Raw genomic sequence first — 585 nt, 5'->3', positions numbered from 1 at the left:
CAGCGCGGGCGCTTCGCTGTCCTACCAGGTTGACCTGTTCGGCCAGATCCGCCGCGCCATTGAGGCATCGCAGGCCAACACGCAATCGGCCGAAGCCGCGCTCGATCTCGTGCGCGTGAACGTCGCGGCCGGCACCGCGCGCGCGTATGCCGAAGCCTGCTCGACCGGCCTGCGCCTGCAGATCGCGCAGAAATCCGTCGCGCTGCAGCAGGACGCGGTGAACGTCACCGACCGCCTGCAACGCGCGGGGCGCGCCGGTGCCATCGACACGGGCCGCGCGCGTGCGCAACTGCAGCAGCTCAACGCAGCGCTGCCTCCGCTGAAGGCCGAACGCCAGGGCGCGCTGTATCGCCTCGCCACATTGACCGGCGCACTGCCGCAGGACTTTCCGCGCGAGGTGGCCGACTGCACCGTGCCGCCGCGCGTGGCCGGCACGCTGCCGGTCGGCGACGGCGCCGCGCTGCTGCGCCGCCGCCCCGACATCCGCCAGGCCGAACGCAGCCTGGCCGCATCGACCGCGCGCATCGGCGTGGCTACTGCCGAGCTCTATCCGAAGGTCACGCTGGGGCTGTCGGGTTCGTCGGT

The 585-nt window shown here is 72.6% G+C and carries 1 protein-coding gene; it reads left to right on the top strand.

Annotated elements, in window-relative coordinates; translation table 11 throughout:
• Positions 1-585 (top strand): TolC family protein (locus ACSFA3_RS23865; protein WP_435507885.1); only part of this gene is annotated, 585 nt, incomplete at both ends.

This window comes from Variovorax glucosi, from assembly GCF_051216695.1.
Taxonomy (GTDB): domain Bacteria; phylum Pseudomonadota; class Gammaproteobacteria; order Burkholderiales; family Burkholderiaceae_C; genus Variovorax.
This window is presented reverse-complemented; position numbering and strand designations above follow the sequence as displayed.